The following is a 9796-nucleotide window of genomic DNA, read 5'->3' as shown; positions in this document are numbered from 1 at the left end:
TGACCGCAGTTCGAGAGGTCCCGCGTTAAAACCACTTTGCCCGGCAGATGACGACTTTACTTGCCGATCAGTGGGGGCAACGAATGTCGCGAGACAAAGCTAGTGGAAGCCTAATCGACCACAAATTTTGTTATGTATGGTCTATGCCAAATGCAAGTTTAAAGCTCAGTGCCGAAGGTTCGATGAAACATGCTCTTGACGTCAAATTTTGTTTGAAATAGGTGGTGAAACAACAGAGCGGGCGTTGTGTAGTGGTAAGACCTTAGCCTTCCAAGCTAATGACGCGGGTTCGATTCCCGCCGCCCGCTCCAAGAAATTTGTTCCGACACAAAACCTACAAAATTTGAGTAACCCGCTTTCCAAGTGGTTGAAAAAATTATGCAAATACTCAACTAAGCGCTTGTCTTCCAAGCTGATGAAGCGGGTTCGATTCCCGCCGCCCGCTCCAGATCAGCCCGAAAATTCTGCGTCAAAAGGCCCTTAAAGAGTGCCATTTCGTGCGGCGCGCTTGACCGCGCGGGTCGCGGAGGTCAAGAAGCTGACACTCAAGTGCGAACACGACGTAAGGGCCAGTCATGGCAAGAACCGCCTCAGCCAGTCCATCAGCAAAACCCGCGCCTGGTGCCGCCGAAGAGCGCGCGCGGTCGAAGAAAATCGGCGTTTTGGCGTCTCTTTGGCCGTTTATGAAGCCTTACCGGCTGCTGATGATCGGCGCCACACTGGCGCTGATCCTGACTGCCAGCATGACGTTGACCCTGCCATTGGCTGTACGCCGTGTGGTCGATAATTTCCGGATCGAAGACGGCGAATTGCTGGATTGGTACTTTCTGGCAGCGCTTGGAATTGCCGCGATTCTGGCCATCGGCACCGGCATCCGCTACGCGTTGGTCACCCGGCTGGGCGAACGTGTGGTCGCCGATATCCGTAAGGCCGTGTTTGACCGTGTCATTGGGATGAGCCCCGAGTTTTACGAACGTATCATGACCGGAGAGGTTCTGAGCCGGATCACCACGGACACCACATTGATTCAATCTGTGCTGGGATCATCGGTCTCGATCGCGCTGCGCAATATGCTGCTGTTCTTCGGCGGACTGGTTCTGATGCTGCTGACGTCGGCCAAGCTGACCGGGCTGGTGTTGTTGCTGATTCCGCTGGTGATCGTCCCAATTCTGGTTCTGGGCCGCCGCCTGCGCGTCATCAGCCGGGAAAATCAGGACTGGATCGCCGCCTCGTCGGGCAACGCGGGCGAAGCGTTGGGCGCGGTGCAGACGGTTCAGGCCTTTACCCATGAACAGGCAAGCCGCAAACAGTTCGGAGATATGACAGAAACTTCGTACGAAGTTTCTCTGCGCCGCATCCAGACGCGCGCCATCTTGACGGTGATCGTGATCTTTCTGGTGTTCTCGGGGATCGTGGGTGTCTTGTGGATGGGGGCCAACGACGTCCGTAACGGAGTGATGACCGAGGGCGTTCTGATCCAGTTCGTGATATATTCGATCATCATGGCAGGCTCGGTCGCGGCCCTGTCGGAAATCTGGAGTGAACTGCAGCGAGCTGCCGGTGCGACCGAGCGATTGGTGGAATTGCTGAATGCCCAGGATACCGTAAACGACCCCGCGCATTCCAAAGCGTTGCCAAGCCCCGTGCGGGGTGACATCCGGTTTGACGACGTGACCTTCCATTACCCCGCGCGCCCCGATGTGGTGGCGCTGGATCACATGTCGATTCAGGTGAGCCCGGGTGAAACCGTGGCCTTTGTGGGCCCGTCGGGGGCTGGTAAGACGACTGTCATTCAGATGATCCAGCGGTTCTACGATCCCGATTCCGGGCAGGTCAGTCTGGACGGCATCAATCTGCGTGACCTCGATCGCGCCGAGTTTCGCCGACACGTGGCGCTTGTCCCTCAGGACCCGACTATTTTTGCGACCTCGGCGCGCGAGAACATTCGGTTCGGTCGTCTGGATGCCACTGATGCCGAAGTGGAAGCTGCTGCCCGCGCCGCCGCCGCGCATGAGTTCATCTCGGCCTTGCCGGAGGGGTATGACAGTTTCGTCGGTGAACGGGGGGTGATGTTGTCGGGCGGGCAGAAACAGCGCATCGCCATCGCCCGCGCGATTTTGCGGGACGCGCCTGTGCTGTTGCTGGACGAGGCGACCTCGGCGCTTGATGCGGAAAGCGAGCGGGCTGTTCAGGGGGCCGTGGATCAGATGCGCGCAGGGCGGACCACGTTGATCGTGGCCCACCGTCTGGCGACTGTGAAGAAGGCGGACCGGATTGTGGTTATGGATGCTGGTCAGATCGTGGCACAGGGCACGCATGACGACCTTGTTTCACAGGGGGGGTTGTATGCGCGTCTGGCGCGTCTGCAGTTCACCGACGGTGTTGCCGCCGAATAGCCTGACGCAAGGGAAATTTCTTTCCGCCGTAGCGTAATTGTGTTTTTCGCTTCCCGGGCCACTAACCCGTTGCTTGAACCTGCGCGGATTTGCTCCCATCCTATTGGGGAAATGCTCGCGAGACGTGCGGGACAAAAGGGAGGAAACGCATGGCCTTTGTGGGAATTGACGACAAGGTAAAGCTTGAGCAGGAAATGCCGTGGGCGGACCGGGATGTCCCGGTAACGTTTCACCAGTTATTGTCGCGGACAGCTGGCAGATATCCCAATAGCAAGGCAATCAGCTTTCAGCTGCTGTCCGGCCCCACCGACAAGGCCGAAACGCTCACATGGTCCGAGCTGCTGGGCAAGGTCAATCAGGCGGCGAACCTGTTCCGGTCATTGGGTGTCGGTGAAAAGGATGTGGTGGCCTACATCCTGCCGAATTGTAACGAGACGCTGATCACCATGATGGGTGGCGCCGTGGCGGGGATCGTGAATCCGATCAATCCGCTGCTGGAGCCCGAGCAGATCTCGGCCATCCTGCGCGAGACCGGCGCCAAGGTGGTTGTGACGCTCAAATCCTTTCCCAAGACGGATGTCGCGCAAAAGGTGGAAGAAGCCGTTCGCCATGCGCCCAAGGTCAATACGATTCTGGAAATCGACCTGAACAGTTATCTGACCCCGCCAAAGTCGTGGCTGGTGCCATTCCTGCGCCCCAAGATGGGTGACAAGGAACATCTGGCGCATGCGGACTATAAGAATTTCAACGCAGAACTTGCAAAACAGCCGACCACGCTGACGTTTGAAGACAGCAAGGAAGACCGCGTTGCCTGCTATTTTCACACCGGTGGCACCACCGGAATGCCCAAGGTCGCGCAGCACAAGTACTCGGGCCTGATCTACAATGGCTGGCTGGGCGACACACTGCTCTTCTCGGAAGAGGATGTTGTGATGTGCCCGCTGCCGATGTTCCACGTCTTTGCGGTGCATGTGATTGTCATGGCCGCCGTGTCCTCGGGCGCGCATGTGGTGTTCCCGACGCCGGCAGGATATCGCGGCGACGGGGTGTTCGACAATTTCTGGAAGCTGATTGAACGCTGGAAAGTGACCTTTATCATCACCGTGCCCACAGCAATCGCCGCCAAGATGCAGCGCCCGGTGGATGCCGATATCTCAAGCGTCAAAACGGCCTTCTCCGGCTCTGCCCCCTTGCCGGTCGAGCTGTTTCGTCGGTTCGAAGAGGCAACTGGCGTGACCATCGTCGAAGGGTATGGCCTGACCGAGGCGACCTGCCTGGTGTCCTGCAACCCGGTGGATGGTGAGAAGAAGATCGGATCGATCGGGATTCCGTTCCCCTATACGGATGTCAAAATTCTGCAGGATGGGCCCGACGGACCGGTTGAACCCGCCACCAACGAGATCGGAGAGATCTGTATCTCGAACCCCGGAGTTTTTGCGGGCAACACCTATACCGAAGCGGACAAGAACGAGAACCTGTATCATTTCGAGAAATACCTGCGCACAGGAGATCTGGGCCGGTTTGACGAAGATGGTTACTTGTGGATCACAGGCCGCGCCAAGGACCTTATCATCCGAGGCGGTCACAATATCGATCCTGCCGAAATCGAAGAGGCGCTGCTGGGACATGATGCTGTAGCTTTTGCCGGTGCGATTGGTCAGCCGGATGCCTATGCGGGCGAGGTGCCCTGCGCCTTTGTCGAACTGGTCGAAGGGGCCAGTGTGACCGAGAAAGAGCTGATGGAATACTGCGACGTGCATGTGCATGAACGGGCGGCTCAGCCCAAGCACATGACCATCCTGGGCGAGTTGCCAAAGACTGCTGTGGGCAAGGTATTCAAGCCGGAACTGCGCAAACAGGCGATCACGCGTGTCTATAACGGAGCTCTGGAAAAGGCGGGTGTCGCGGCGCGTGTGGTTTCTGTGACCGACGACAAAAAGCGGGGGCTTGTCGCGCAGCTTGACGCGAACGGGTCTTCCGAGGACGATGTCAGCAAAGTGCTGGGATCATTCACCCGGCCATGGGAATGGGTTGCCTGACCGGGAGGGGATATGGACTATGAACGCCTGATTGATGAAGAAACCTGGGCGTTCATAAGACGAACCGCCGAAAGCTATCCTGATGATGCGGTTGATCTTCCTGTCGAGGATCAACGCCGTGTTTACAATGCGATGTGCCAGGCGTTTCGCCAGCCCCGCCCTTCGGCGGTCGAGGTGGAAGACAGGCAGGCCGATGGCGTGCCTGTTCGCGTTTATACCGCAGGCGATCCGACCCGGTCTGTCATTTACCTGCATGGCGGTGGTTTTGTCGTGGGAGGGTTGGACAGTCACGATGACGTTTGTGCCGAGATTTGTGCGCAGACCGGGTACAGGGTGATTGCCGTTGATTACCGTCTGTGCCCCGAACACCTCCATCCGGCGCAATTTCAGGATGCGTGGACGGCAGTGAACTGGGTTGCCGGGACCTTTGGCGATCCGATGGTTCTGGCCGGAGACAGCGCCGGAGGGAACCTGGCTGCGGCCGTTTCACATTATGCACGTGGACGGCTGGAGGCCCCTTTGGGACAGGTGCTCATCTATCCCGGTTTGGGCGGCGACCGTTCTGTAGGCTCGTATCTAGAACATACCCATGCGCCTCTGTTGACGCTGGAAGATATCGTTTTCTATGAAAAGTTGCGTTGCGGCGAAACAGTGCCGCAGGGCGATCCGACTTTTGCGCCGCTTGAAGACAACGATTTTTCTGGTCTGCCGCCGACTGTGGTAGTCACGGCCGAGTGTGACCCTTTGCGGGATGACGGACCTGCCTATTGCGCAAAAATAACCGATGCTGGGGGGCAGGCGCATTGCATCACCGAAGCGGGCCTTGTGCATGGGTATCTGAGGGCCCGGACCTCGGTCAAACGTGCTGCGGACAGTTTCGAGCGCATATCGGTTGCCATCGAGGCCTTGGGCCAGCAGATTTGGCCCTATGGCTAAGCTACCGTAGGAACGGTTGGGCTTTCATCGACTCTGCCACCGGGGCACCCATCCGGGTCAGGATCGTGGGTGCCAATTGCAACTGGTCAATCACCACATCTGCCTCGGGACCTTCCGCACCACCAAAATAATACAGCGCGGTTTCCTGCTGCAGCGCGCTGCGCCCGCCGTGGTGGCCGCGCTCGTCCTGTCCGTGGTCGGCGGTGACGATGACGTCGTACCCCAACTGTCGCCATCGGGGAATGAAGGGGGCCAGCATCTCGTCCATCACGAAACAGGCGTGGTCCATCTCTTGGCAGTCGTGAAAGAAACGATGCCCCATGCTGTCCAGTGTGCAGGTGTGCAGTATGCCATAGTCTAGCCCAAAGCGCAGGCACAGGTTGGTCAGCGTGGCGAACAGATCCACGTCGCAAGGCGTCATCTGGTTGGCCGCGTTGTACCCGGTCATCGAGTGGAACCGGCCATGGTTGATGGTTTTACTCTGGGGTTCGTCATATTCCACGTCGCGCACATAATCGAACGGGTGACGATTGAAGAATTGCGACCAGTAGCTGTGGGTGACGGCCCCGGTCACGCCTCCGGCCTCGCGCACCTGACTGAACACGTCCTTGTGGCTCAGGCGAAATACGTTGCCGTTGCCCGTGCAGCCATGTTCCTGCGGCGAGACCCCGGTGTGGATCGAGGCATAGCAACTGGCCGAGGTCGAGGGTAGCACCGCGCGCAGCTTCCAAACCCGCGCCTCACCACTGTCGACCCAGCCTTCGAGATTGCCGAACAGACGGCGGAAATTGCGCCATGGGACACCGTCGAGGATGATGAGAAGAAGTTTGCGGTCCATCGCTTGGCCTCTCTGAAATCGTATGTGCCGGGACCCTATGGGTTTCGGTGCCCGAGGGATGCCTGTTCACGTCCGGGATAGCAAAATCCCGACACGGTTGCGCCGGGATCTCGAAGTTTCCTGAAACTGGCGCACGTGGCAGTCAGTTCCCGGCGCTTTCCATCTTGCGATGGGCGACGACCTCTTCCAGCCATCCCAACTGCATCTCGGGAACCGAACTGAGCAGCAGGTCGGTATAATCGTCAAACGGCGGGCTCAGTACCTGCGATTTTGAACCGTACCGCGCCACGCGACCCTGATACATTACCGCAATGCTGTCGCTGATCGCGCGCACCGTGGCCAGATCGTGTGTGATGAACAGATAGGCCACATCCTCGATCTTCTGCAGGTCCAGCAGCAGTTTCAGGATGCCATCCGCCACCAGCGGGTCCAGCGCCGAGGTGACCTCATCACAAATGATCATCTTGGGCTTGGCCGCGAGCGACCGCGCGATGCAGACACGCTGTTTCTGACCGCCCGACAGCTCTGCCGGATAGCGATCCATGAACTTCTCGCCCAGCTCGATCTCATCCAGCAGTTCGATGATCCGCTTGCGCTTTTCGGACCCGCGCATGTTGAAGTAGAACTCCAGCGGGCGACCGATGATGGTGCCGACGGTCTGACGCGGGTTCATTGCCACATCGGCCATCTGATAGATCATCTGCAACTCGCGCAGGTCCTCGCGGGTGCGTCCGGCCAGATCAGGGCTGAGCTTGCGCCCGGCAAAGGTGATCTCACCATCGCGGGGTGGCAGCAGACCGGTGATCACCCGCGCCAGCGTGGATTTACCCGAGCCGGATTCGCCCACAACCGCCAGCGTCTGCCCCGGATGAAGCTCGACATTGACGTTGTGCAGCACATCAAAATTCAGCCCCTTGTAGCGCGCGGTGATACCATCGACCTGCAGCACCGGGTCGGGCGTGGGCTGTTTTTCCTCGTGTTCAATGGATCGCACCGACACCAGCGCCTGTGTGTACTCTTCCTGCGGGTTGTTGATGATCTGATCCGTGGTGCCGTATTCGACGGTATTTCCCATCTTCAGAACCATGATGTCATCGCTGACCTGCGCCACAACGGCAAGGTCGTGGGTGATATAGAGCGCTGCAACACCGGTATCGGCGATGGCCTCTTTGATGGCCATCAGAACGTCGATCTGCGTGGTCACGTCCAGCGCCGTGGTGGGTTCGTCGAACACCACAAGATCGGGTTCAGGACACAGCGCAAGCGCCGTCATGCAGCGTTGCAACTGGCCGCCCGAAACCTGATGCGGGTACCGCTCACCGATATTGTCCGGGTCGGGCAAACCCAGCTTGGCGAACAGTTCACGCGCGCGGGCCTCGGCCTCTTTGCGGCTGAACTTTTTCTGTTCGACCGCAGCCTCGACCACCTGATCTATGATCTTCTTGGCCGGGTTGAACGACGCGGCAGCGGATTGGGACACATAGGTGACCTCACCCCCGCGCAGTTTGCGGATATCCTTGAGAGATGTCTTCAGGATATCGCGCCCGTTCACCCAGACCTCGCCTCCGGTGATCTTCACACCGCCCCGGCCATAGGCCATCGAGGCCAGACCGATGGTGGATTTCCCGGCGCCGGATTCGCCAATAAGCCCCAGCACCTTGCCGCGTTCGAGGTCAAAGCTGACCCCGTGCACGATCTCGATGTCATGGGGTTTCTCACCCGGCGGATAGACGGTCGCGCCGATCTTGAGGTCGCGGACCTTGAGAAGGGTATCACTCATCCCCGGCCTCCTTTCAGCGATGTGGTACGGTTCAGAACCCAGTCAGCCACCAGATTGACCGAGATCGCCAAAGTTGCGATGGCCACGGCGGGCAACAGGGCGGCAGGAATGCCGTAGACGATGCCTTCCTTGTTTTCTTTAACGATGCCGCCCCAGTCTGCCTCGGGCGGTTGTACGCCGAGGCCCAGGAACGACAGGGTCGAGACAAACAGAACGGCGAAGATAAACCGCAGGCCCATCTCGGCCACCAGCGGCGACAGGGCGTTGGGCAGGATTTCGCGGAAGATGATCCAGCCGGTTTTCTCGCCCCGTAGACGCGCGGCTTCGACATAATCCATGACGGTGATGTCGACAGCCACGGCGCGGGCCAGACGATAGACGCGGGTCGAATCCAGCAGGCCCATGACCACGATCAGGATCGGCACGGTCACCGGCATCACCGACAGGACCACAAGGGCAAAGATCAGCGTCGGGATTGACATGATCAGATCGACAAATCGGGACAGCACCTGATCGACCCAGCCGCCCATCACGGCGGCAAAGAAGCCAAGGACCGAGCCGGTCACAAACGATAGGATCGTCGCGGCTGTCGCGATGAAGATGGTAGTACGCCCGCCATAGATCATGCGGCTGAGAAGATCGCGTCCGATATTGTCGGTGCCCAGCCAGAAATTTGATTCAGTGAAACCGGCAGGGGCGATCCCAAGCATGATTTCGATCTTCGAGGGTTCCCAGACATCGCCAACCACCTCGGCCATGCCGTAAGGCGCGATGAGCGGCGCGAGCAGCGCCATGAGAAAGTAGAGGGCCGTCAGGAACAACCCGATCATTGCAGAGATAGGAATGTTCTTCATTTCGGATGCCTCAGACGCGGGTTGGCCAGGATCGAAACGATGTCGGCGATCATGTTGAGGCCGATATAGACGGCGGCGAAAACCAGCCCGCAGGCCTGTACCACCGGAACGTCGCGTTTTGCCACGTGGTCCACCAGATACTGCCCCATGCCGGGATACACAAAGACCACTTCGATCACCACGACGCCCACCACCAGATAGGCGAGGTTCAGCATCACGACGTTAACGATGGGCGCGATGGCGTTCGGAAAGGCATGGCGCGCAATCACCTGAAACCCGGTCAGACCTTTGAGTTCGGCTGTTTCGATATAGGCCGATTGCATCACGTTCAGAATCGCCGCGCGGGTCATGCGCATCATGTGCGCCAGAACCACCAGCGTCAGCACCATGACAGGCAGCGCGATGGCCTGAAGCTTCTGCAGCAGGCTCATATGATCGCCGATCATCGCGACCGAGGGGAACCAGCCCAGTTTCACGGCGATGAAATACATCAGCAGATAGCCGATCAGGAATTCAGGGATCGAGATCGAGGCAAGGGTCACAGCCGAGATCAGCTTGTCGGGCCAGCGATCTTTGTACCGCACCGCGATCAGACCCAGCAGGATGGCAAGCGGCACCGAAATAATGGCGGCCCAGAAGGCCAGAAACAGGGTATTCGACATGCGTTGACCGATACTCTCGGCAATGTCACGACCATTGGTCAGCGCAGTTCCCAGATCGCCTTGCAACGCGGCGAACAGCCAGTCGAAATAGCGGGACACAGCGGGTTCGTTCAGGCCCAGTTCTGCACGCAGATTGGCGAGCGCTTCGGGGGTTGCGGACTGGCCAAGGATCGATTGGGCCACGTCGCCGGGCAGGATAAGCGTACCGGCGAAAATCAGCACGGATACGGCCAACAAAAGCAAAAGGCCCAGCGCAACGCGCTGGACCACAAGTTTCATCGCGATTCCCAT

Annotated in this window: 7 protein-coding genes and 1 tRNA gene; 4 read left to right on the top strand and 4 right to left on the bottom strand. The window is 58.8% G+C overall.

Features of this window, described 5'->3' with window-relative positions:
• Positions 1–237 precede the first annotated feature (237 nt).
• The 4 genes from ACRZ9X_RS07295 (at position 238) to ACRZ9X_RS07280 (ending at position 5371) form a co-directional block, all read left to right on the top strand.
• A tRNA-Gly gene (locus ACRZ9X_RS07295) sits at positions 238–311 on the top strand.
• 264 nt (positions 312–575) lie between these two features.
• The gene (locus ACRZ9X_RS07290) at positions 576–2396 is read left to right on the top strand and encodes an ABC transporter transmembrane domain-containing protein (RefSeq protein WP_480517292.1); all 1821 of its coding nucleotides are present in this window, start codon (positions 576–578) and stop codon (positions 2394–2396) included.
• A 149-nt stretch (positions 2397–2545) separates the two neighbouring features.
• A complete protein-coding gene (locus ACRZ9X_RS07285) occupies positions 2546–4435 on the top strand; it encodes an acyl-CoA synthetase (protein ID WP_480517290.1) in 1890 nt (629 codons plus the stop codon).
• A gap of 12 nt (positions 4436–4447) precedes the next feature.
• Positions 4448–5371 (top strand): alpha/beta hydrolase, encoded by a 924-nt coding sequence (locus tag ACRZ9X_RS07280; RefSeq protein WP_480517288.1) that lies wholly within the window; start codon positions 4448–4450, stop codon positions 5369–5371.
• A gap of 1 nt (position 5372) precedes the next feature.
• Here the strand turns inward: ACRZ9X_RS07280 and ACRZ9X_RS07275 are convergent, their stop codons facing one another.
• The 4 genes from ACRZ9X_RS07275 to ACRZ9X_RS07260 form a co-directional block, all read right to left on the bottom strand.
• Positions 5373–6209 (bottom strand): alkaline phosphatase family protein, encoded by an 837-nt coding sequence (locus ACRZ9X_RS07275; protein ID WP_480517286.1) that lies wholly within the window; start codon positions 6207–6209, stop codon positions 5373–5375.
• Between the two features lie 142 nt (positions 6210–6351).
• Positions 6352–7989 carry an ABC transporter ATP-binding protein gene (locus tag ACRZ9X_RS07270; RefSeq protein ID WP_480517284.1) on the bottom strand — a complete coding sequence of 546 codons (1638 nt, stop codon included), beginning with the start codon at positions 7987–7989 and terminating at the stop codon, positions 6352–6354.
• Positions 7986–8843, bottom strand: coding sequence for an ABC transporter permease (locus ACRZ9X_RS07265; RefSeq protein WP_480517282.1), 858 nt, complete (start codon positions 8841–8843; stop codon positions 7986–7988). Before ACRZ9X_RS07265 ends, ACRZ9X_RS07270 begins: the two co-directional genes overlap by 4 nt.
• Positions 8840–9796 (bottom strand): ABC transporter permease, encoded by a 957-nt coding sequence (locus ACRZ9X_RS07260; RefSeq protein ID WP_480517280.1) that lies wholly within the window; start codon positions 9794–9796, stop codon positions 8840–8842. The genes ACRZ9X_RS07265 and ACRZ9X_RS07260 overlap by 4 nt, the downstream gene beginning before the upstream one ends.

The organism is Ruegeria sp. AL1 (assembly GCF_056540905.1).
This window is presented reverse-complemented; position numbering and strand designations above follow the sequence as displayed.